Annotated in this window: 21 protein-coding genes; 18 read left to right on the top strand and 3 right to left on the bottom strand. The window is 41.5% G+C overall.

The window, feature by feature from the left end; all coding sequences use genetic code 11:
- Positions 1–8: 8 nt before the first annotated feature.
- Positions 9–2,774, bottom strand: coding sequence for a putative LPS assembly protein LptD (locus ACEQZT_RS12875; RefSeq protein WP_370089854.1), 2,766 nt, complete (start codon positions 2,772–2,774; stop codon positions 9–11).
- Between the two features lie 166 nt (positions 2,775–2,940).
- Here ACEQZT_RS12875 and ACEQZT_RS12870 point away from each other — a divergent pair, with 166 nt between their 5' ends.
- From ACEQZT_RS12870 to ACEQZT_RS12840, 7 genes are all read left to right on the top strand, one after another.
- On the top strand, positions 2,941–3,741 hold the full coding sequence (locus ACEQZT_RS12870) for an N-acetylmuramoyl-L-alanine amidase (protein WP_370089853.1): 801 nt from the start codon (positions 2,941–2,943) through the stop codon (positions 3,739–3,741).
- A 12-nt stretch (positions 3,742–3,753) separates the two neighbouring features.
- Positions 3,754–4,671 (top strand): MlaD family protein, encoded by a 918-nt coding sequence (locus tag ACEQZT_RS12865; protein WP_370089852.1) that lies wholly within the window; start codon positions 3,754–3,756, stop codon positions 4,669–4,671.
- A gap of 9 nt (positions 4,672–4,680) precedes the next feature.
- The gene (locus ACEQZT_RS12860) at positions 4,681–6,309 is read left to right on the top strand and encodes an acyl-CoA carboxylase subunit beta (RefSeq protein WP_370089851.1); all 1,629 of its coding nucleotides are present in this window, start codon (positions 4,681–4,683) and stop codon (positions 6,307–6,309) included.
- A gap of 12 nt (positions 6,310–6,321) precedes the next feature.
- Positions 6,322–7,173, top strand: coding sequence for a transglutaminase-like domain-containing protein (locus ACEQZT_RS12855; protein ID WP_370089850.1), 852 nt, complete (start codon positions 6,322–6,324; stop codon positions 7,171–7,173).
- A 2-nt stretch (positions 7,174–7,175) separates the two neighbouring features.
- Positions 7,176–7,850, top strand: a complete 675-nt coding sequence (locus ACEQZT_RS12850) for a DNA alkylation repair protein (RefSeq protein WP_370089849.1) — start codon at positions 7,176–7,178, stop codon at positions 7,848–7,850.
- 84 nt (positions 7,851–7,934) lie between these two features.
- Complete coding sequence (locus ACEQZT_RS12845; RefSeq protein ID WP_370089848.1) at positions 7,935–8,273, top strand: PadR family transcriptional regulator; 339 nt, start codon at positions 7,935–7,937, stop codon at positions 8,271–8,273.
- Positions 8,270–10,876, top strand: a complete 2,607-nt coding sequence (locus ACEQZT_RS12840) for an ABC transporter permease (RefSeq protein ID WP_370089847.1) — start codon at positions 8,270–8,272, stop codon at positions 10,874–10,876. Before ACEQZT_RS12845 ends, ACEQZT_RS12840 begins: the two co-directional genes overlap by 4 nt.
- A gap of 42 nt (positions 10,877–10,918) precedes the next feature.
- Here ACEQZT_RS12840 and ACEQZT_RS12835 read toward each other — a convergent pair whose 3' ends face one another.
- A complete protein-coding gene (locus ACEQZT_RS12835; RefSeq protein ID WP_372530160.1) occupies positions 10,919–11,524 on the bottom strand; it encodes a 4'-phosphopantetheinyl transferase superfamily protein in 606 nt (201 codons plus the stop codon).
- 35 nt (positions 11,525–11,559) lie between these two features.
- Here ACEQZT_RS12835 and ACEQZT_RS12830 point away from each other — a divergent pair, with 35 nt between their 5' ends.
- From ACEQZT_RS12830 to folB, 3 genes are read left to right on the top strand one after another with little or no spacing between them, the layout of a single operon-like run.
- Positions 11,560–12,459 (top strand): WD40 repeat domain-containing protein, encoded by a 900-nt coding sequence (locus ACEQZT_RS12830; RefSeq protein WP_370089845.1) that lies wholly within the window; start codon positions 11,560–11,562, stop codon positions 12,457–12,459.
- Entirely contained in the window at positions 12,456–13,436 is a 981-nt protein-coding gene (locus ACEQZT_RS12825) for a DivIVA domain-containing protein (RefSeq protein WP_370089844.1), read from the top strand. The genes ACEQZT_RS12830 and ACEQZT_RS12825 overlap by 4 nt, the downstream gene beginning before the upstream one ends.
- A gap of 3 nt (positions 13,437–13,439) precedes the next feature.
- On the top strand, positions 13,440–13,790 hold the full coding sequence (gene folB, locus ACEQZT_RS12820) for a dihydroneopterin aldolase (protein WP_370089843.1): 351 nt from the start codon (positions 13,440–13,442) through the stop codon (positions 13,788–13,790).
- Here the strand turns inward: folB and ACEQZT_RS12815 are convergent.
- Positions 13,787–14,080 (bottom strand): HesB/IscA family protein, encoded by a 294-nt coding sequence (locus ACEQZT_RS12815; RefSeq protein ID WP_370089842.1) that lies wholly within the window; start codon positions 14,078–14,080, stop codon positions 13,787–13,789. The genes folB and ACEQZT_RS12815 overlap by 4 nt on opposite strands.
- Before the next feature lie 76 nt (positions 14,081–14,156).
- On the opposite strand from ACEQZT_RS12815, the gene ACEQZT_RS12810 reads away from it, so the two are divergent.
- From ACEQZT_RS12810 to ACEQZT_RS12775, 8 genes are all read left to right on the top strand, one after another.
- The gene (locus ACEQZT_RS12810) at positions 14,157–14,678 is read left to right on the top strand and encodes a hypothetical protein (protein ID WP_370089841.1); all 522 of its coding nucleotides are present in this window, start codon (positions 14,157–14,159) and stop codon (positions 14,676–14,678) included.
- Between the two features lie 2 nt (positions 14,679–14,680).
- The gene (locus tag ACEQZT_RS12805; protein WP_370089840.1) at positions 14,681–15,076 is read left to right on the top strand and encodes a YkvA family protein; all 396 of its coding nucleotides are present in this window, start codon (positions 14,681–14,683) and stop codon (positions 15,074–15,076) included.
- Between the two features lie 40 nt (positions 15,077–15,116).
- Positions 15,117–15,788: an NAD(P)H-binding protein gene (locus ACEQZT_RS12800; protein WP_370089839.1), complete on the top strand. Its 672-nt coding sequence runs from the start codon at positions 15,117–15,119 to the stop codon at positions 15,786–15,788.
- Positions 15,785–16,237, top strand: coding sequence for a D-aminoacyl-tRNA deacylase (gene dtd, locus ACEQZT_RS12795; protein ID WP_370089838.1), 453 nt, complete (start codon positions 15,785–15,787; stop codon positions 16,235–16,237). Before ACEQZT_RS12800 ends, dtd begins: the two co-directional genes overlap by 4 nt.
- 97 nt (positions 16,238–16,334) lie before the next feature.
- A complete protein-coding gene (gene lepA / locus ACEQZT_RS12790; RefSeq protein WP_370089837.1) occupies positions 16,335–18,122 on the top strand; it encodes a translation elongation factor 4 in 1,788 nt (595 codons plus the stop codon).
- Positions 18,123–18,133: 11 nt separating this feature from the next.
- Positions 18,134–19,003, top strand: a complete 870-nt coding sequence (locus tag ACEQZT_RS12785; protein ID WP_370089836.1) for a bifunctional 5,10-methylenetetrahydrofolate dehydrogenase/5,10-methenyltetrahydrofolate cyclohydrolase — start codon at positions 18,134–18,136, stop codon at positions 19,001–19,003.
- Entirely contained in the window at positions 18,987–19,604 is a 618-nt protein-coding gene (locus ACEQZT_RS12780) for a 7-carboxy-7-deazaguanine synthase QueE (protein WP_370089835.1), read from the top strand. Before ACEQZT_RS12785 ends, ACEQZT_RS12780 begins: the two co-directional genes overlap by 17 nt.
- Positions 19,559–21,508 carry an OmpA family protein gene (locus ACEQZT_RS12775; protein WP_370089834.1) on the top strand — a complete coding sequence of 650 codons (1,950 nt, stop codon included), beginning with the start codon at positions 19,559–19,561 and terminating at the stop codon, positions 21,506–21,508. Before ACEQZT_RS12780 ends, ACEQZT_RS12775 begins: the two co-directional genes overlap by 46 nt.
- The last annotated feature ends 208 nt before the right edge of the window (positions 21,509–21,716 follow it).

The raw sequence follows: 21,716 nt of genomic DNA, 5'->3' as shown, positions 1-21,716 counted from the left end.
TTTTTCGATCAATTGAAAAAGTCAAAGAAACTCCTTCTTTTCTCCAATTTTAAATCTTGTAACACGGAGGATTTAACTCGTATGGAGAGGAAATAAGATTGGTATCTACCGAATGGAACCCAGTCAAAATTCATTGTCCAGCAATGAAGGTCACGTGAAACACCTACACGCGTGGTTGTGAAATCTTTGGCCTCAAAGTCATAGCCGGAGTTAAATGTGATCTGTGTTTTATCTGTAAGACCTAATGTGCCGCTAAACTGAAAGCTCTGTCGAATGGATGCGTCTTCAAAGCCTCGTTTGTTTCTGTTGATTGAGTATTGCATTCTCAAAGTCCAAGGCACATCAAAGTCTACGTACATTTCAGGGTTGTTTTGAATGTGCTCAATTTGTTGCCGTTCCTGCTCTGAATATCCATCAAAACCAACCTGATCTTCCGGAGGTGCTACACCACTTGGATCATCAAATCCTCTACCAGTTTGATTTGAGTTGTTATTATTATTTCTATTTGAACCAGTGGGTGAAAGATTAAGGCTTAATGATGTAGTCATGCTTGACAGTCGGCCAAGTCCATTCCCATTGTTCCATGTATACCTATCCAGCCTGCGCTGACTCACCACCCTGTCACCACGGGCATTTGTCGTTTCTGACAACAACAAATATTCATATGGATCCAAGGTTCCTGTGACGTTCAGAGATAGTTTACCATCAAAAAAGCTAGTTCGGGCATTCACGTTGATATTGCTGAGCTTAAAAGAATCTGCAGCCAGATTGTAGCCAGTACTTACCCCGAGGTTATCAAAAAGCTTCACCTTCTTGAATCCATTGACCGTATCCTTCTTGCTGGCTACCTTCATCTCAATGTTGTTGGAAAGCGAGAAACCAAGTGTCTTACTTTCTCCACCCGGTGGTGAGCCGTAGGCAAACCCTTGGTATCTACTTACACGCTGCGTGTTTCCTAAAGTGTCTACCTGAATATCACTATATACACCATACTTTGTATCTGAAAAGTCTGGACTATAGTTGAATGAAATACTTGGAGTCATTACATGTCTGATAGCCTGAATTTTACCACCATTGAAAAAGGCTGTACCGTACACACGAGTGTTTAAAGAAGCTCCTGTGGACCAACTTCCCGCTCGGCTAAATCCATCAACGGTATCAATTTGAACGCCATTCTCCTCAGGCACAAAAGTGTATGCTAACTCCTTATTGTACCACAATTCCTGATAGTTGAATGTTGGGTTCAGGGTGAAGTATTTGAGGACACTCATGGAGGTAGAGACGGGAATGGTGTGTTTTCCACCAAGCTGTGATCTCCTGAAAATTTCGCCAAAGTTGCTTTTGTTGAATGATATAACTGAATCGGATCGTGCGCTTCTGTTGATAACATCAAAGTTGAAAGGCTGACTTACTTTATCGTTTGAGAGCTCATTTTTTGCAGCAAAATTGTGGCTAAAGTTCAGTTTTGAAAGTGGTGATTTGCTCGATTTTACTACATTCTTCAATGGATAAATCCGATTCATATTTACAGTCAAATCCGGTAAGGTCAGGTTTACGATCCCAGTTTGCAGATTTTGGCTGTGTCTCAGGTTGGATGACATCTGAAATGGTGTGCCGGCAAATGTTTTTCGATAGCTAATACTTGAAGCCAGTTGGGAGTTTATACTTCTGTCAAAATCCTGAACTACCAGGTTGTTGTTTTGAGTATAGCTTCTGGTGGCAGCATTCACGGATGCTGAGAACGAAGAGTTTCCTTTAGATTCAGGAGTGTGATTCCATCGAAGGCTATAGTCCTCAGTTTCCAATGCATTTTCCAAATCATCAGATACTGACTTTATGTAGGAGAAATTAAAGGTACCTCTAAATGAATATCTTTTGTAATAGTTCGATGTGGCATTTATCCCATTTCCACCTTTTGAATATATATCACCAGTCAGTCTTAGGTCTACATAATCGCTAATGGCAAAATAGTATCCACCGTCTCGAAGAAAGAATCCTCGTCGGGTTTCCTCTCCATAGGATGGGACTATGACCCCTGAAGACTTTTCCTTTGGTTGTGGAAACATACCAAACGGAAAGAAAAGAGGGGTTGGCACGTCTCTGAACCGCATATTGAATGGTCCTGAGACAACTTTATTGTTGGGGATGACTTTGAGTTTTGTCGACTTTATTGAGAAATGCGGATCTTCAAGGTTGCAAGTGGTGTACTCGGCTCCCCTGATGAATAACTCATCCTCTTCATTCTTTTTCACATCCTCCCCGTGCATAAAGCCTCCTTGCTTCTCAGTAATTACACCTTTGATTAGCGCTCGTTCAGTTTTAAAATTATAGATAATGTCATCTGTTACATAGGTATCGGCACCTTCGGTGAAAACAGGTTTTCCAATTTTTCTACCTGTAGAGTCAGTTATGTATTTGGCCTTAAGTGTTCGGTTATTCCAGTTTACATCCGTGCGCTCTGCATCCAACGCAATGTTTCCATAATCTATATGAGTGTCACCGTATAGAAAAAGCTCCCGACTATTGATATTAAAAAACAACGAATCCTTGGCGCTGTAATTAATTGTGGTTTCTATATCACTTAGTCTCGAGTTTTGAGAGGGTGTAGGAATACTATCTCTTTTAGTTGTATCTGATACCAGGGCAGGAATGGTCGGATCCTCACCCTCACCTATTACAACATCTTCTTCTGCCCTATGGTAGGTAGAATCTGTCTCTTGAGAAAATGAAGAGATCGAAACGAATAAACAGAAAAGTAATATGAGACACCTCAATCCAACTCGCTTTTTTGAAAATGAACTATGACCAAACTATCTTTGAGATGTTTATTTATTGGCACGTTTGGCAAATTTTTTGCAATCGATCGGATTGGAAAACTGCCGCAGTAGCCGGTTTTTCTAACTTTTGCGTAAAAGTATTTCATTTTAGACAATAAAGGGCGTGAGAAATCTAGTACTACCCATCGGATTGACTTTATTTTTTGTTTTGGCTTCATTTCACCCGATTGGCAAGGTGAATTTTGCTGTAACGAAAATCGTAATTGATGCTGGACACGGTGGAAAAGATCCAGGGACCTTGGGGTCCTATACCAAGGAAAAGGACGTTGCTCTTAAAGTAGCTATGATGGTTGGGGAATATGTAGAAAAATACATCCCCGATGTAAAAGTTATTTACACCCGAAAAGATGACACGTTTGTAGATCTTGATAAACGAGCTGCGCTTGCTAATAAGCATGAAGCAGATTTGTTTGTATCTATTCATGCCAACTCCCTACCAAAGACCACACCAATTTCGAGGAAAGCAGCAATAAAAGGTTCGGAAGTGTATGTGATGGGGTCACAAAACACGGACCGAGCACTTGAAGTTGCAAAAAGAGAAAACTCAGTGATATTGCTTGAGGAGGACTATGAGAAGAAGTACGAATTTGACCCCCAGTCTGAGGAGTCTTACATACTTTACAATCTGACCCAATCCGCCTATCAGGATAATAGTGTATTGATAGCTAGCCTTATAGATGACCAACTGACAAATAGAGCGGGACGAAGGAGTTATGGAGTTAAACAATCTAGTCTTTATTTGATGTGGAGCACTGCCATGCCCAGTGTGTTAGTGGAAATTGGCTACCTTTCCAATCCAACTGAAGAAAAGGAATTAAATAACCCCGAGGTGCAGTCATATATTGCTTCCGGTATATACCGCGCCATCAAAGAATATAAAGAGGCATTTGATGCTCAAAACTAAAAATTAGGAATTGTGTCAAAAGAATTTAAGATTGGTCTTATCACCATAATTGCTGGAGCACTTTTATACTATGGCTTCAATTTTTTAAGAGGTTCGGATTTATTCTCTCCATCCAATAGATATTATGCCACTTACACCAATGTGTCGGGACTGAATGTCTCTAATCCAATTTACTTTAATGGATTACCAGTGGGTAGGGTTAGCGGATTTCAATTAAAGCAGAAACGTGGATATATCGTGGTTTCACTAGATATCGATGAAGGATTGGTTATTGGAAAGGACGCATCCGCCACTCTTGCAAATGATGGACTATTTGGTGGAAAAGCCATTGTGCTGGATGTTGGAAAATCTACCGAGCTTGCACAGCCCGGAGATACGCTGGCATCTGATATGGATGGAGGTATGTTATCTCAGTTTGAGCCGGTGGCCGATAACCTTAATACCACAATTACTAAGCTCAATGATCTTTTAGATGAGCTCAACAGAACAGATATAGCGGGTACAGTAGATACCTTGAAATATTCCATAGGTACAATTACAAGTAAAGTCAACCGACTCAATGTAGAGGGGACGATCAAAAATGCAGATGACCTGTTAATAAGTTTTAAGCAAAGATCTGATCAGTTGGCTGGAGTACTTAAAAGTACCAAAGTCCTCATGGATTCGCTTAATGCTGTTCCTTTATCTGAAACACTAGCGAAAGTGAACGAATCCTTAGAGCACGTAAACAAATTATTACTTGCCATTCAATCAGACGAAGGAACAGTTGGCAAAATGTTGAACAATGATTCTGTGTATAATAATCTTAATAAGCTTTTAGTAGATATGGATGAACTCATCATTCATTTCAATAATTATCCAAAAGATTTCTTAGGGCCGCTTGGCAAGAAAAACAAAAATTTAAAAGGAATTTCTCAGGAGGGTAAGTAGCGAATATTAATGAACATTCAATTCAATAAAAATGAGGATGCCAATAAGCAATTGGTATTTAAGCTCAACGAGCGACTAAGAAAAGTAAAATTGGGTGGAGGCGAAAAGAAGATTGAATCTCACCACAAAAAAGGGAAACTGACTGCCAGAGAGCGAATAGATTACCTTTTGGACGATCCAAATGACTTTCTGGAAGTTGGTGCTTTTGCTGCCGACGGCATGTATAAAGAAGTGGGTGGATGCCCATCAGCAGGTGTAGTTACAGGAATTGGTAAGGTATCGGGGCGGCAGTGCATGATTGTAGCCAATGATGCGACTGTAAAGGCAGGAGCATGGTTTCCCATGACTGCCAAGAAAAACCTGAGAGCACAAGAGATATCCATTGAAAACAATTTGCCAATCATTTATCTGGTAGATAGTGCGGGCGTTTTTCTCCCGATGCAAGATGAAATCTTTCCTGACAAAGAACACTTCGGGCGTCAGTTTAGAAACAATGCAGTGATGTCTTCAAAAGGTATTATTCAGATTGCTGCTATTATGGGAAGCTGTGTGGCCGGAGGTGCGTATCTTCCAATCATGGCTGATGAAGCTTTGATTGTGGATGGAACCGGATCTGTTTTTCTGGCAGGAAGCTATCTGGTAAAGTCAGCAGTAGGTGAAGATATAGATAACGAGACCTTAGGAGGTGCCACCACCCATTGTGAAATATCAGGTGTGACCGACAATAAGTTTAAAGATGATAAGGCAGCACTGGATGCAATAAAAAAGATATTCGACAAGGTAGGGGAGCCAGAAAGTGCAGGTTTCAATCGATCTGAGCCCAAACTGCCTAAGAAAAAACTAGAGGACATTTACGGTGAATTCCCTGCGAATCGTGGAATTCAGTATGACATGGTCGAGGTGATCAAATGCCTGGTTGATGATTCGGAGTTTGATCAATACAAAGAGCTGTATGGTAAATCCATCGTTTGTGGATATGGTCGAATAGACGGATGGAGTGTGGGAATTGTCGCTAATCAGCGCAAGGTGGTGAAAACCAAAAAAGGCGAAATGCAGATGGGTGGAGTGATCTATTCTGACTCTGCAGACAAGGCTGCCCGATTCATCATGAATTGCAACCAGCGCAAGATTCCATTGGTTTTTCTCCATGATGTAAATGGGTTTATGGTGGGTTCCAGATCAGAGCATGGAGGCATTATTAAGGATGGAGCTAAGATGGTAAATGCCGTTTCAAACTCGGTAGTGCCCAAGTTTAGCATTGTGATGGGTAGCTCTTATGGGGCCGGAAACTATGCCATGTGTGGCAAAGCTTATGATCCTCGATTGATTTACGCCTGGCCAACAGCAGAAATTGCAGTTATGAGTGGTGGGTCAGCAGCCAAAACATTACTTCAGATCGAAATTGCATCAGCAAAAGCCAAGGGGAAGGAACTTTCTGATGAAGAAAAAGAGGCACAATTGAAGAAAATTGAAGATTCCTACCGAGAAAAATTAAGTCCATATTATGCAGCTTCAAGGTTGTGGGTAGATGGTATCATTGACCCAAAGGAAACACGTGATGTGATCTCAAGAGGAATCGAAATGGCAAATCATGCGCCCATAGAGGAGCGTATGAATGTAGGAGTCATTCAAACTTGATAAATTTATTCCTTGCTAAAAGAATCTGAAATAAAAGCGCTCGTTGTGTTGCTTGACGATGAAGATCATGAGGTGGTTTCTCATGTGGAAGAAAAAATCATGTCTATCGGCACAAGCGTTATTCCTTTACTGGAGCAAGAGTGGGAAAGCACTTTCAATCCTATCATTCAAAGTAAGATCGAAGACCTGGTTCATGAGCTCCAGTTTGAGCTCTTGAAAGAGCGGTTTCTGGAGTGGAAGGAAGGAGGCGCGGAAAATCTGTTGGAAGGCCTTTGGATTGTTGCGACATACCTTTATCCGGATTTGGAATTGGAGGAGCTGAGCAAGCAGGTAGAGCAACTTTATCATGAGCTGTGGCGACACATGGAGGATGATATGACCCCTTATGATCGCATCAAAGTCTTCAATGAAGTTTTCTTCAATAAATTCAAGTTTAGGGCAAATACCAAAAACTTTCACTCACCTGCCAACTCCATGATTAATGCGGTTTTAGAAACAAAAAAGGGGAATCCCATTTCACTTTGTGCCGTCTATCTGCTACTTGCCCAAAAGATGGATTTGCCAGTCTATGGTGTAAACCTCCCAAATCTGTTCATTTTGACATATCAAGTAGGAGATGAATCGTTTTACATCAATGTATTTAATCGTGGGCTCATTTTTACGCGTGACGATATCGACAATTACCTGGAAAGTCTTCAACTCGAGAAGCAGGACATCTTTTACGATCCTTGTTCCAATCTTGACATTATTCTAAGGGCACTCCGAAACCTCATTGTCTCTTTTGAAAAGCTAGGTGACTACCACAAAGCAGACGAAATCAAAATGATCCTCCAGAAAATGGACGATCAGTACTTCTCGTTGTGAAAATGCTGAATGAAATCCTGGCAGACCTCCGTCAGATGGCAGATCCAGATTACATCTCCCAAATGGAATACTTCGGTATCAAAGGAGGAAAATCTCTGGGTATAAAAAATGCAGTGCTGAAACCCTACGCAAAAGAACTTGGGAAAAATCAAGATTTGTCTAATGCACTTTGGGATCAATCTATTCATGAGTGCAAGCATCTGGCAATACTGACAGCTAATCCTAAAGAATTCTCAGAAGCAATTGCAGAAAAATGGACATCTGACTGCTATTCATGGGATTTGGTAGATGGTATCGGGATGAAGATCATCCCGAAAAAAGAATACGCTTATTCTAAAGTCGAAGAATGGAGCAGACGCAAGCCAGAATTCGAAAAAAGGATGGCGTTTGCCACTATGGTCGGCCTTTCTCTTAAAGGTGCGAAGCAAACGGATGATAGAATAGAACAATTCTTTCCAATCATCGAAAGAGAGGCATGGGATGATCGAAATTTTGTGAAAAAAGCAGTTAATTGGGCTTTAAGGCAAATTGGGAAACGAAATCTATATCTCAACAGACAAGCGATTAAGGTAGCCGAGCGTATAAAGGCTCAAGATTCTAAGGCTGCACGCTGGATTGCTTCTGACGCACTGAGAGAGCTAAGGAGCGATAAAATTCAGAACAGGCTCAAGCCTTAATCCAAAAAAAATCTAACCATTTTTTAATAGCTACGTTTAGGACTTAAATATTTAGATTACTTTTAGGATTTAAATAAAAATTCTATGGGAAAATATTCAATAGGGGAGTTTGAGGAGGTAGTAATGCTAACAGTCGCTATTCTTTACGATGATGCCTATGGTATCTCCATCAAGGAAGAAATAGAAAAGCGTTTGGAAAGGAAAGTGAGTGTAGGAGCCATGCGTACCGCACTCAATAGACTTGAGAAAAAGGGATTTCTGGACTCTGAATTTGGTGAAGCGACTGCTGTAAGAGGGGGTAAGAGGAAACGCTATTTCAAAGTTACTCCACTTGGGAAAAAAGTACTTGAGCAAGTAATGGAAACCCGCAAACAACTATGGGATTCGATCCCATCGGTAGCTTTTGATTTCAAATTTGCATGAGCAATTCATCAGAAATATCACCTCCACGATTGCCGACCAGATTTTTAAGATGGTTTTGCAACCCACAACTTATAGAAGATGTGGAGGGGGATCTTTCTGAGCTTTATGCAGAACGAAGAAGCAAAAGCCCTGTTGGAGCAAAGTTCAGATACTTACTGGATGTAATGCTCCTTTTTCGACCGGGAATTATCAAAAACATCGAACTCAAAAACGGACTAATACATACTGCTATGATTAAAAATTATTTAAAAATCGCGCTTCGAAATGCGCTTCGATACAAAGGATTTACCGCGCTGAATCTTTTGGGATTGATTGTCGGCATTACCACCTCATCAATCATTTTCCTTTGGGTGCACGATGAAGTGTCCATGGATAAGTTTCACACGGATGGGGATAAAATTTATCAGATGTTTCGAAACATGAAGCAATCCGGTAAGGAGACAAGAACTACCTGGACAATACCCAAACCTGCCGCTGATCTTATGAGAGATGAATATCCGGAAGTAGATCGGGTGGTACAGGTTAGCTGGCCTATTGAAATGAGATTTGAAAAAGGAGATGACAAATCAGATGAAGTGGGCTACTTCGTGACCTCAAGTTTTTTCTCCATGTTTTCATTTGAAGTGCTTGAGGGAGACAAAAACACTGCACTTGATGACATCAGCTCCATCATGATCTCCCGGTCTGTTGCAGAAAAATATTTTGGCTCTCAGTGGAAAGATGAAGCGGTTGGCAATACGCTTAAGATTGATAACGATCGTGAGGCAATAGTGACAGGCGTCTTTGAAAACACAGGATCAAACTCCACACTACAGTTTGACTGGTTGGTAAACGCAGAATCTTTTTTTAAGGAAAATCAATGGGTAGACGATTGGGGGAATGGTAGTTTCAGAATCTATTTCAACCTCCATGAAGAGTCAAAAGTACCTGTGGTGGCAGATAGAATAAGGGATGCGATCAAAATCTATGCTGCTGGCCTGGATAATGCCGGGGATGAGGAATTGGTTCTTCATAAGTTTCAGGACTATTATCTCTATTCAAACTTCTCCAATGGTGTCGTGGATGGAGGGCGTATCGGGTATGTAAAGATTTTGAGTGTGGTGGCTCTTCTGATATTGATCATTGCCTGCATCAATTTCACCAACCTAGCCACTGCACGCTCCAGCCGAAGGTCCAAAGAAGTGGGATTAAGAAAAGTGATGGGAGCGTATAAGTCATCGATTGGGACTCAGTTTTTGCTGGAGTCGGTTCTTCTTTCTGCTTGCGCCATGGTCGTGTCAATTATTCTGACCTATCTCTTGTTGCCTTCATTTAACCAGATGGTAGATAAAACGCTAACCATTGATTACAGCCTTCCTATCACCTGGATGTATATCATAGGGATTGTGTTGGTAGTGGGACTATTGTCAGGCAGCTACCCCGCCATGCTACTGCCCAGATTCAATATCATTAGTTCGCTGAAAGGTATGGTGAAGCAAACTTCAGGCTCGGCGTTGATGCGTAAAGGACTAGTTGTGTTTCAATTCGCCATATCTACTTTTCTGATCATTGGCATCAGTGTAGTTTATAAGCAGCTAGACTATGTGTTAAATAAAGACCTTGGACTAAATAAAGAAAACCTCATTGCCGTGGACCTTAATTATGAGCTGGGCGAACGTTGGGAAACAGTGAAAGAAGAAGTAAATAAGCTACCAAATGTGACAGCCGTTTCAGTTGCGTCTGGGAATCCGCTTGCATCAAATAGATCCACGAGCTCCACGAACTGGGAGGGAAAAGACCCCAATGTAGATTATGAAATCAACATCATGCTTACAGATAAATCATTTGTTGAGACCACAGAAGTTGAAGTAATCAGAGGACGGGATTTTTCTGATGATTTAGCTGATTCTACCAGTTTCCTCATCAATGAGGTGGCAGCAGAGCTCATGGGATTTGATGATCCGATTGACAAAAGGGTTTCTTTCTGGGGGATTGATGGAAGAGTGATTGGGGTGATCAGGAATTATCACATGCAAGATATGTATGAGAGTATTTCGCCATTGATCATAAGCTGTATTGCTCCGTCGCGATCAGATGTGGCGCTGATACGGGTTGATGGAAATCCTGCCGAGGTACTTGAGCAAACTGAGCAAATCCTGACCTCCCTAAGCTCCAGCTATGAGTTTGACTACAACTTTGTGGATCAGGCATATGCCGAAAACTACAATACCGAATTTCTGATCAGCAACCTGGTGAAAATCTTTGTGGTCATCTCCATCTTTTTATCCTGCCTAGGGCTCTTTGGCCTTTCAGCCTTTACAGCAGAACAACGATCGAAAGAAATTGGGGTGAGGAAAGTACATGGTGCAAGTGTGAAACACCTTGTCTTATTGCTATCGAAAGATTACTCAGTATTGATGATATTTTCATTCATCCTGGCTATTCCTTTTGGTTACTACTATGCACAGCAGTGGCTTGATGGGTTTGAGTTCAGAACCTCAGTGAGTATTGGTTTATTTATTGTAGCAGGCTTGATCACCTTTATGGTAGGTGCTATTACGGTAAGCTTTAAATCTTATCAGGCGGCCAGGGTCAATCCTGTAAAAACATTGAAAGATGAATAAAATAAATGCGTGTTGGGTTAGATGAAACTCAGCACGCTTTTTTTAAACCCCAAACGCCAGCAAATACTCTTTCACCCATTCATAGTTGATCATATGGGTGGATTCATGCCCTTTCTTCAAGATCTCTCCTTTGATAATCCTGTCCGATTCAAATGAAACTTTGATTTCATCCTTCAGGCTGAGAAATTTCCTGCCGAAAATTTTGTAGATCACCTCCTTGGCACACCAGATGGTGCAGAGCTTCTGCAGGTCATTCTGAAATTCCATCTCAGATTCATGCAGGTATTTCATCTTCACATATTCATGCTTGTCTCTGGGACGCTCCATATCTATTCCGCACGGTTTTTCAAGATGGATCATTGCTGCCGCGATTGGAAATGAATGAGAGATGGAAATGTGCGCTTTGCTTCCATTGAGGAATGGCTTGCCTTTCTCATGCTTACTGATCCCCTGAAATTCAATACCAAACTTCTCGCAGAGCGATTTCACCAAAATTCTTCCGACGATCCATTCAGCCTGCCTCACGGGATTGAGATCAGCTGGAAATGGTTCTGGAGACAGATACGGCAGTTCTAAAAACGTTTCCTGAATGTTCCAGACAGCATAGGCAGACACATCATCTATCTGCTTGTTCAATAGCAAAGGCATAAAGCAATTGTAATACTTTTGCATACCAAATGAGCATGATCAGCGTAAAAAAACTCCACACATTTCTTGGCCACAATGACAGCATTTACACCTTGCAAAGCCTGGATGATCATCGGTTTATTTCGGCCGGAGGTGACGGTATGGTGGTGCTGTGGGATTTAAAATCACCGGATGAGGGGGAGGTGATTGCAAAGGTGGAAGGGTCTGTTTATGGCTTGACTTTCGATGAGGAGGAAGGTATATTATATGTTGGCCAAAACAACGACGGTATTCATAAGATCGATCTCAAGGAAAAGAAAGAGCTGAAATCCGTTCAGCTGGGCAATCATCAGATTTTTGATATCAAAATCATCAATGACACGATCTGGGCTGGGCTGTCAAATGGTGAGGTGGTGACACTGACCAAAGATCTGGCCATAGAAAATAGAGTAAAGTATGCCAATGATCGTGTGAGAAGATTTGATGCATGTGATGGTCAGGTGGCTATAGCTTTTAGTGACAACCTTACACGCATTGTGGATTTAGCTTCCATGAAAGTGGTGAATGAGCTTAGTGGACATAAAAACTCGGTTTTTGCTGCGAAATATCACCCATCTGGGAAATATGTGATTTCAGGGGGGAGAGATGCTCAGCTTAAGGTCTGGGATACACAGGCTGATTATGTGCTAAGGGAGTCCATTGCCGCCCATCTGTATACGATCAACGATGTGATCTTTCGTCAGGATGGACGCTATTTCGTCACCGCCAGCATGGACAAGTCCATCAAACTATGGGATGCCCATAATTTTCAGCTATTGAAGGTATTGGACAAACACAGGCACGCTGGGCATGGAAATAGCGTTAATAAGCTCCTTTGGATGAATTATCGTGACTTGTTAGTAACTTGTAGCGATGATCGTTCGATCTCCGTTTGGGAAATTAAATTTGCAGAATGAAGATAACACCGCTGGAAATTCGTCAGAAAGACTTTGAAAAGAAGCTTAGGGGGTATGATAAAGATGAAGTGAATGCTTTTCTCCAGTCACTTTCCAATGAGTGGGAGCGCATGCTGGAGGAGAATAAGGAGCTTAACCTCAAGCTGAAGCAGGCAGAGAAAGAAGTATCGAAGCTTCGTGAGGTAGAAAGCTCACTTTACAAAACATTAAAAACTGCAGAAGATACCGGGGCGAATGTGATAGAGCAAGCCAACAAGGCTGCTGAGCTTCACATGAAGGAGACCAAGATGAATGCCGAGGCACTCCTGAGCGAATCAAAAAATAAGGCCCGAGCGATGATTGAGCAGGCTGAGATGGAGGCCCGCCAGATCATCGAAGAGCTTCAGGATGCAGTAAAAAGCATTGAGCAGAATCACCGTGATATTGAAAATCATCGTCAAATTGCCATTCAGGAGCTAAAGAATCTTTCTGTCACGCTTATTGAAAAAGTGGAGCGCAACAGCCAGACCACCAAGGAGTTTAGGTTTGACGACTATGTGAAGCGTGTGAAACAGCTGGCTCGTGATAGTGAGGAGCGCATTAAGGCTGAGAAGACAGAGGTTCGTATAGAATCCACCCGGATAGAGGCACCTCCAAAGGAAACACCTGAGCCAAAGAAAGAAGAGAAAGAACCAGTTGCCAAACAAGAAGCTCAGGCGGCAAAAGAACCTCCAAAGACGGAAGAATTGCGCGAGCGAATCATACAGCAGAAGCCGTTGGTAGAGGAAAAATCAGTTAAGCCTGCACCGGCTGAAGAAAAAGAAGAGCTTGAGATTAAGAAGCCAGAGCAGGAAGCTAAAGAAGAAATAAAAAAAGAGGAGCCCAAGCCTGAAACATCAAAGGCAGAATCTAACGAAGAAGAGGAGCCGGCTGAAGAAAAGAAAGGCCCTCGTGTTTCAAAAACTGTTTCCTTTTTTGACGAACTAGATACTGACTAAAACATGGGGAAGGTTTCGCTGGAAGGGATGGAGTTCTATGCTCGTCATGGCTACTATGAGGAGGAGCGTGTCATTGGCAACAAGTACAGCGTGGATGTAACGCTCGATGTGGATTTTTCGGAAGCTGCCACAGATGATAAGCTGGAAGGCACGGTCAATTATGAGAAGGTCTATGAAATCGTACAGAATGTCATGAGCATAGACGCAAATCTATTGGAGCATCTGGCAGGTAAAATGATTAAGGCACTAAAAGAAAACTTCTCTCAAATCAATCAGGTACAAGTTCGAATCAGCAAATACAACCCACCGATCAAAGGGCTATGTCATAAGGCTACTGTTGAGTTGGAGGGTTAAACAAACACAAACCCCCTCGCATCGGCCTCATCATAAAATTCGATCTTTTTCCCAATCAAAAACATCACCTCCCGTTTTTGAACGAGCACCTGCACACCATCGATGATGTACTCATCGTCGGTCTCTTTTTTCTTATCAAATCCCAGCTTAAATCCCACACCACACCCCATGCCTTTAGTAGCAATGCGCAGGCCATAACCTTCGGGTATGCCTTTATTTTTTAGGATATTTTTCACCTCTTCCAGCGCTCTTTCCGTTATTTCCACGGGTGGTTTCATATGCTTGCTCATTCTTTTGCAAAAGGATTACGACCTCCTTGTAAAAGTATTATTTTTGACGATTATCAAACACTAAACAATCCTATACATGGAAATGGTTTACGACCTTCTGAAAATTACAATTCCGGCCGGACTGGTATTATACCTGGCATACCTACTGGTTCGTTCCTTTTTACAAAAGCAACTCGACGAAATTGCATTTAGCGTTCGCCAGAAAAATCAGGAGATCGTGGTACCTATTCGACTACAGGCTTACGAGCGGATTGTATTGCTATTGGAGCGAATCACGCCATCCAATTTGATTTCCAGGCTAAGCAGCTCAGATTATACAGCAGAGGAATTTCAGCAGATTTTGATTCATGAAATCAGGAATGAATTCAACCACAACCTTTCCCAGCAAGTTTACATGTCAGACAGTGCCTGGACGTATGTAACCACCGCAGTGGAACAGACTATTTCTATCATCAACTCCTCCACCAATGCACTGGATGACAAAGCGAAAGGGTTTGATCTGGCCAGGGCGATCATAGAAAATAGTGCAGGTGAAGAAATGGACACTCCAAAGCAGGCGATCAGATACATCAAAGAAGAGATTCAGGACGTATTTTAATTATGGATAAGACAAAGAAGATTTGGGAAAAAGCTAAAAGGACTGCTACGGATAAGGAGCAAATCAAGAGCACCTTGTCTTCTGCCGGAAATAAACTGAAGAACTTGGCTGAAAATTCCAGAGAGTTGCAGGAGCTGAAGTCGAAACTTGAGATATTGATGCGCATGATTCAGTCACATCTTGCGGGGGAGTATCGTTCGTTCCCGATATCCACCATAGTCTTGATTGTTTTTGCCTTGGTATACTTTATCACACCTGTAGATCTCATCCCTGATTTTATCCCTGCCCTCGGATTTACAGACGATGCTTCGGTGGTTTTTCTGATCGCGCGGAAGCTTAATCGAGATATTGAGAAGTTTCATCTATGGGAAGAGGAGCAATGGGAACAAGCTGACTAATTTCATTGTACTAAATTCTTTTAGACACAAAAAATTACGAATGTCAGCAAAAAAAGCATTGGTTATTGGAGCGACTGGACTTGTAGGGAAACAGCTTGTTCGGTTATTGTTAAAAGATGAGAGTTATGACTCTGTTATTGTTGTGACCCGTCGTTCACACGAACTAAAAGATCCCAAACTTGTAGAGGTGATTGTAAAGGATTTCTCAAAACTCAGCAAGTACAAATCCAAGATGAAAGCGCACGATTACTATTGTGCGTTGGGAACCACAAGGAGGAAGGCGGGATCCAAAGAAGCTTTCCTTAAAGTAGATGTTGACTTTCCTTTAGAATTCGCAAAAATTGTCTCAGACCTTCCGGATTTTCAGCAATTGTTGGTTGTGACCGCTGTTGGCGCTAATAGTTCTTCTCCCTTATTTTATAATATGGCAAAAGGGAAACTGGAGGATGGCCTCCTAAATCTGGATTTAAAGTCTCTGAAAATTTTTCAACCATCATTGCTGCTTGGTGATCGACCAGAAAGTAGATTTTTTGAAGAGGTAGCCAAAGTCATCAGCTCAATAGCTTCATTCTTTGTAATTGGTTCAAAAAGAAGAGTAGGAGCCATAAGAGATGTAGAAGTGGCCAAAGCAATGATTGAGGTAGCCAAGAAAAATGAAGTGGGCTTTAACCGCTACAAGCCCAGTCACATGATAGATATTGCCTATTCATGAGAGTAGTTATTCAGCGTGTTTCTTCGGCTTCAGTTACAATTGACAACCAAATCAAATCCAGCATAAATACTGGCGTCATGATCCTTTTAGGCATTGAGGAGGCCGATACGAAAGAGGATATTGATTGGCTTTGCAGAAAGATTGCTAATATGCGGATCTTCCCGGATGAAGGTGGTGTCATGAATAAAAGTCTTATTGAAGTTGATGGGGAAGCATTGGTGGTGAGCCAGTTTACCCTTCATGCAAGTACCAAAAAAGGGAATCGCCCCTCGTATATTCAGGCAGCAAAACCTGATACTGCTATTCCTCTATATGAATCATTTGTTAAGGAGCTTCAAACCCATCTGAGCCATGAAGTTAAAACAGGTGAATTTGGTGCTGATATGAAGGTTTCTTTAGTCAATGACGGTCCTGTTACAATTTTGGTAGACACCAAAAACAAACAATGATATTTTTTGATTGAATAGGTGAAAGGATTGCTACCTTTGCGCCTAATTTTCAAAGGATTGAGGAGATTGAAAGTCAACAATCCGCTGACTTACATTTATGAAGAACATTCGAAACTTCTGCATTATAGCACACATTGACCATGGTAAAAGCACCTTGGCCGATAGACTTTTGGAGTTTACCCATACCGTATCAGATCGTGATATGCAGGCACAATTGCTCGATAATATGGATCTGGAGCGAGAGAGGGGGATTACGATAAAAAGTCATGCTATTCAGATGGACTATGAGCTGAATGGTGAGAAATACACGCTCAATCTGATTGACACTCCCGGACACGTGGACTTTTCGTACGAGGTATCTAGATCAATTGCGGCATGTGAGGGAGCTCTTTTGGTGGTGGATGCAGCTCAGGGGATTGAAGCACAAACCATTTCAAACTTATATCTGGCTCTGGAGCATGATCTGGAGATTATTCCGGTACTGAACAAAATTGACCTTCCGGGAGCCATGCCCGAAGAAGTTTCCGATCAGATCATTGACCTGATTGGATGTGACAAAGAATCAATCATTCATGCGAGTGCGAAAGAGGGTATTGGTGTGACTGATATACTGGAAGCTATTGTAAGCAGAGTGCCTGCCCCCGTCGGAGATCCAGAGGAGCCGCTTCAGGCCATGATTTTCGACTCAGTATTTAATCCATATCGAGGAATTGAGGTATTCTTTAGAGTATTCAATGGCACACTGAACAAAGGCGACAAGGTAAAATTTGTCAATACAGGAAAGACTTACGAGGCGGATGAGATCGGAGTGCTGAGGCTTGATCACGAGCCGAAAAATTCTATATCAGCAGGTAATGTGGGATATCTGATTTCAGGTATCAAGGTGGCAAAAGAGGTGAAAGTGGGAGATACAATTACCCATGTGAGTCGCCCTACTCAGAAGCAGGTGAAGGGATTTGAAGATGTGAAGCCTATGGTTTTTGCTGGAATTTACCCTGTTGAGACCAGTGAGTTTGAGGAGCTGCGAGCATCTATGGAAAAGCTACAATTGAATGATGCTTCATTGATCTGGGAGCCGGAAACATCCGCAGCTCTTGGGTTCGGTTTTAGATGTGGATTTCTCGGAATGCTGCACATGGAAATCGTACAGGAAAGACTTGAACGAGAATTTGATATGACTGTGATTACCACAGTGCCTTCAGTACGTTTTCATGCAATAAATAATGATGGTTCAATATTGAAAGTAAGTGCACCATCAGAGCTGCCAGAGTCCAACCTAATCAGTCATATCGAGGAGCCTTTTATTCGAGCTCAGATTATCTCAAAGGCGGAGTTTATAGGACCTATCATTGCCTTGTGTATGGACAAGCGTGGAGAGATCAAAAACCAGGTATACCTCACTTCTAATAGAGTAGAACTGACTTTCGAAATCCCGCTCGCTGAGATTGTTTTCGACTTCTTTGATAAACTAAAGACAATATCACGAGGCTATGCTTCTCTTGATTATGAGTTGATTGGATATCGACAATCGAATATGGTGAAGCTTGATATCATGCTCAATGGTGATAAAGTAGATGCCCTTTCGGCAATTGTTCATAGGGATAAAGCATATGAGTGGGGGAAAAGGCTTTGTGAAAAACTGAAAGAGTTAATTCCAAGGCAGATGTTTGAGATTGCGGTACAGGCGGCAATCGGTACAAAGATTATAGCTCGTGAATCAGTGAAAGCTATGCGTAAAAACGTATTGGCAAAATGCTATGGTGGAGATATCTCACGGAAAAGAAAATTATTAGAAAAACAGAAAAAAGGTAAGAAAAGAATGCGTCAGGTAGGGAACGTAGAAATTCCTCAGGAGGCATTCATGGCTGTTTTGAAACTTGACTAATCAAAGAAAAGATGCCTACAATTATTGACGGACGAAAGGTCTCCAAGGATATAAAGAATGAAATAGCTGCTAAGGTTGAAAAAATCAAAGCAGAAGGTCAGCGAGCACCTCATCTGGCTATCATAATTGTTGGTGATGATGGCGCAAGTCATACCTATGTGAACGGAAAGATTAATGCATGTAAAGCGGTAGGTTTTGATTTCACCTTAATGCATTTTGCGAGTACCATTTCTGAAGAGAAACTAATCAAGCATATCGAGCAGATGAATGAAGATTCTGATATCGATGGATTCATTGTTCAAATTCCGCTCCCTGATCATATCTCTGTTGAACACATTACTGAGCGCATTTCTCCTCTCAAGGATGTTGATGGTTTCACTAACCAAAACTTTGGAAGTATTGTCTCAGAGAATCAATTATTGTTGCCTGCTACTCCTTATGGTATTATGGAGCTGATTCGCAGATATGAAATTGAAACTGAAGGAAAAAATTGCGTAGTGGTCGGAGCAAGTAGAATTGCAGGAGCACCCTTAAGTTTGATGATGCTTCAGGAGGGTAAGGCTACCGTTACAGTTTGTCATAAAGCCACGGTTGACTTAAAGTCTCACACCTCTCAAGCCGATATCCTTATTGTGGCTGTTGGAAAGCCAGGATTGATTACAAAAGACATGATAAAAGAGGGTGCTGTGGTAATTGACGTTGGCACTACCCGGGTAGAGGATGCGACTAAAAAATCAGGCTTCAGACTCTCGGGTGATGTTGTTTACGATGAAGTCGCACCGATTGCGAGCTACATAACCCCGGTCCCTGGTGGCGTTGGCCCGATGACCATTGCATCTTTGCTTTTGAATACGCTAAAAGCTTATGAGCTCAATCACTGATCCGGAATACCTTCCGGTGATGGAGTCCTTTTACACAATTCAGGGAGAAGGCTTCTATTCCGGAACCCCAGCTTACTTCATCCGTCTGGGCGGTTGCGATGTGGGATGTGTTTGGTGTGACGTAAAGGATTCCTGGGATGCATCTCAATTTGAATGGTTCAGTGTGGGTCAAATTGTGAAAGAAGCAAAAGCTTCTGGAGCCCAAGTCGTGGTGGTTACAGGTGGTGAGCCATTAATGTACAACCTGACTAAGCTCACAGAATCCCTCAAAGCAAGCGGTTTACAAGCCAACATTGAAACATCTGGAGCTTATCCATTATCAGGTGATTGGGATTGGATTTGCTTTTCACCAAAGAAATTCAAAGCTCCTTTGGAGGAGTTTTATTCCAAATCTCATGAGCTTAAGGTGATTGCTTTCAATAAGAGCGATTTCAAGTGGGCTTCAGAGCATGGGGATAAAATGAACCAGGATTCGCAATTGTTTCTGCAACCTGAGTGGTCAAAAGAAAAAGAAATGACACCTTTGGTCGTTGATTTTGTCAAGAGAAATCCAAGATGGAAGATATCATTACAGACTCACAAATACATGGACATTCCCTGAGGAGAATTCTCTTATACATTCTTCTTTTCATATTCACCCTTTTCTCATTCTCTCAAAGTGGCCTGTCTACCCAAAGCAAAAAGGCCAAAAAGCTTTACGAAAAAGCTGATAAGAAATACAAAGAGCGGGACTTTCAAACAGCATTAGGGCTTCTAGAAGAGGCGGCAAATGAAGATCCTCTTTTTTTTGAGGCTTATATAAGGATGGGTAGCCTCTATAATGCAATGGGGCAGGTAGATTCGGTCTATTCTAAGTTTCAGGCCTATGTTAAAACAGCCAATGATCCTATTGCCTCAGTTTTGGAAAAGCTAGCATTCATGGCTTTTGATCGAGGCGAGTACGGTAAGTCCAGGTCCTTTGTAAATGCTTTTTTAGAAAAAGTACCCGAAAGACGATCCGGCGGAGATATTAAACTTCTTCTTGAGAGCTTGGAGTTTGCACAAAATGAAATCAAAAATTTTAGCGATAGTTTGAAGATTGAAGAGCTGCCCAAAGAGATTAATCGCTTCAAACTTCAGTATTTACCGTCCATCACAGTAGACAATTCTACCATGTTTTATACCAAGCGTGATTTCGTGCAGGGTGATGAGGATATTGTGGTTTCGTATTACCGGGATGGAAAATGGTCGGCTGCTGAATCTGTTTCGCCAAGAATCAACACATCTCTGAATGAAGGAGCCTGCGCCGTTTCTGCTGACGGTCGAACGATGATCTTCACTTCATGTGATGGAAGGAACTCATTGGGAAGTTGTGATCTATATATTTCTAAGAAAACAGGCGATGTTTGGTCTAGGCCTAAAAACCTAGGCAAACCTGTCAATTCAAGGTATTGGGAATCTCAGCCCTCACTTTCAGCTGATGGCAATACACTTTACTTTTCATCCAATAGAGTTGGGGGATATGGAGGAAGGGATATTTGGGTTTCAAAGAAAGTAGACGAAGACTGGGGTGAGCCAGTTAATCTCGGACCATCGATAAATACACCAAAAGATGAAACAACCCCATTCATCCATCCAAATGGCACATCTCTATATTTTTCTGCAAATGGATATATAGGTTTGGGAGGCTATGATCTTTATGTATCGAAGCATGATTCAAGCTGGAGTGTTCCTGAGAATCTAGGCTTTCCGATTAATACTCATAAAGATGAAGTGGCTATCGTGATAGGGTCAGATGGACGTACTGCCTTCTACGCAAAGGAGGAACAAAAGAACTTTGAGATTTTAGATAGCAGAATAGTCTCATTCAAAGTACCCAAGGAAAAACAAACAGAGTCTGTCACCTATATAATAGGTAGGGTGATTGATTCTAAAAATTCTAATCCACTTAGGGCTGAAGTTCAGGTGGTGAATATGGAGACCAATGAGACGATTTATGAAAATTCTTCAGATTCCATATCGGGAGAATATCTAATGGTCTTACCCCTGGGATTGGAGCTTGCTGCTTATGTAAAAAAGCGAGGATACCTTTTTGCTGATTATACTTTCACAACCAACGAGAACTCACTAGCTAATCCTGATACAATTGAAATCGCTTTACAGCCAATACAAGTGGGGGAGAAAATGATTTTGAAGAATATCTATTTTGATGTTGATTCCTATATGCTTGATCAAAAGTCTAAGTCTGAAATTGAGAATGTGGCTCAGCTTTTACATCAAAATCCAAGAATCATAGTTGAGATTTCTGGACATACAGATGATACAGGTTCAAAAGTTTATAACCAGAACCTTTCCGAGAAGAGAGCTGAATCGGTTTATAATGAGCTAATAGAAATGGGGTGTGCTAAGGATCAACTTCTGTTCAAAGGCTATGCAGACTCGCAACCCTTATTACCGAACACATCAAATTTTAACCGTCAATCCAACCGTAGAATAGAATTTCGTGTCATACGGACGAAGCAATGAAAGGTTTTGCTTTTTATTACAATTTTTAAAATTTATTGAAATCAGAATTTAATTGAAGTATTACTAGGGACGGGCATTTTTTATTTTGTCATTTGTTATTTTTATTCAAAATGAATCAAAATAATCAGGTTTATCTTCACTAGTAGTTAATATGTCGATAGATTTCTTGGTTTCATATTTTGTTAAATAATCTTAAAAAGTAATATCT

Source organism: Ekhidna sp. (assembly GCF_964218185.1).
Lineage (GTDB): Bacteria > Bacteroidota > Bacteroidia > Cytophagales > Cyclobacteriaceae > Ekhidna.
Note: the sequence above shows the minus strand (reverse complement) of the source record. Positions and strands in the feature narration are given on the sequence as shown.

Excerpts from the sequence above, each read along its gene's own strand:
- ACEQZT_RS12860 (WP_370089851.1), top strand. The coding sequence starts at position 4,681 with ATGAACATTCAATTCAATAAAAATGAGGATGCCAATAAGCAATTGGTA.
- ACEQZT_RS12850 (WP_370089849.1), top strand. The coding sequence starts at position 7,176 with ATGCTGAATGAAATCCTGGCAGACCTCCGTCAGATGGCAGATCCAGAT.
- ACEQZT_RS12845 (WP_370089848.1), top strand. The coding sequence starts at position 7,935 with ATGGGAAAATATTCAATAGGGGAGTTTGAGGAGGTAGTAATGCTAACA.
- ACEQZT_RS12840 (WP_370089847.1), top strand. The coding sequence starts at position 8,270 with ATGAGCAATTCATCAGAAATATCACCTCCACGATTGCCGACCAGATTT.
- ACEQZT_RS12835 (WP_372530160.1), bottom strand. The coding sequence starts at position 11,524 with ATGCCTTTGCTATTGAACAAGCAGATAGATGATGTGTCTGCCTATGCT.
- ACEQZT_RS12830 (WP_370089845.1), top strand. The coding sequence starts at position 11,560 with ATGATCAGCGTAAAAAAACTCCACACATTTCTTGGCCACAATGACAGC.
- ACEQZT_RS12825 (WP_370089844.1), top strand. The coding sequence starts at position 12,456 with ATGAAGATAACACCGCTGGAAATTCGTCAGAAAGACTTTGAAAAGAAG.
- folB (WP_370089843.1), top strand. The coding sequence starts at position 13,440 with ATGGGGAAGGTTTCGCTGGAAGGGATGGAGTTCTATGCTCGTCATGGC.
- ACEQZT_RS12815 (WP_370089842.1), bottom strand. The coding sequence starts at position 14,080 with ATGAGCAAGCATATGAAACCACCCGTGGAAATAACGGAAAGAGCGCTG.
- ACEQZT_RS12810 (WP_370089841.1), top strand. The coding sequence starts at position 14,157 with ATGGAAATGGTTTACGACCTTCTGAAAATTACAATTCCGGCCGGACTG.
- ACEQZT_RS12805 (WP_370089840.1), top strand. The coding sequence starts at position 14,681 with ATGGATAAGACAAAGAAGATTTGGGAAAAAGCTAAAAGGACTGCTACG.
- ACEQZT_RS12800 (WP_370089839.1), top strand. The coding sequence starts at position 15,117 with ATGTCAGCAAAAAAAGCATTGGTTATTGGAGCGACTGGACTTGTAGGG.
- dtd (WP_370089838.1), top strand. The coding sequence starts at position 15,785 with ATGAGAGTAGTTATTCAGCGTGTTTCTTCGGCTTCAGTTACAATTGAC.
- lepA (WP_370089837.1), top strand. The coding sequence starts at position 16,335 with ATGAAGAACATTCGAAACTTCTGCATTATAGCACACATTGACCATGGT.
- ACEQZT_RS12785 (WP_370089836.1), top strand. The coding sequence starts at position 18,134 with ATGCCTACAATTATTGACGGACGAAAGGTCTCCAAGGATATAAAGAAT.
- ACEQZT_RS12780 (WP_370089835.1), top strand. The coding sequence starts at position 18,987 with ATGAGCTCAATCACTGATCCGGAATACCTTCCGGTGATGGAGTCCTTT.
- ACEQZT_RS12775 (WP_370089834.1), top strand. The coding sequence starts at position 19,559 with ATGGAAGATATCATTACAGACTCACAAATACATGGACATTCCCTGAGG.